Source organism: Mesorhizobium sp. M5C.F.Ca.ET.164.01.1.1 (genome assembly GCF_004792125.1).
In the GTDB taxonomy this organism is placed as follows: Bacteria; Pseudomonadota; Alphaproteobacteria; order Rhizobiales; family Rhizobiaceae; genus Mesorhizobium; species Mesorhizobium wenxiniae.
Genome location: NZ_SRTG01000650.1, coordinates 1 through 278, shown reverse-complemented (window position 1 = coordinate 278; position 278 = coordinate 1). Strand labels below are relative to the sequence as shown.

The 278-nt window shown below is 62.6% G+C and carries 1 pseudogene; it reads left to right on the top strand.

Annotation, left to right across the window (positions count from 1 at the left end):
* Positions 1-278, top strand: a pseudogene (locus EN807_RS35140) (caspase family protein); the annotation flags it as partial.

Here is a 278-nt window from a genome sequence, read left to right as displayed (position 1 = left end):
CCGACGACCGCCAGAAGCTTGTCGATGCGACGGTAAGGAATTTGCGCACCATCTTCCGGGCCACCGGTCTTTCCAGGCTGGCGGCCGCCTCCGACTACAAGCCAGAGGACGTCGACGTGCAATTCCAGGTCAAGCGTCGTGACAAGGACGGGCTGGAGCCGTTGCAGGCCTCGGTGGTGCCACGCGTCTCGCCCGGCGACGAGGTGCATGTGCTGGCGAAGAACAGGTCGGACCAGCTGGTCGACATCAATGTGCTCTATGTCGGCAGCGATTATTCG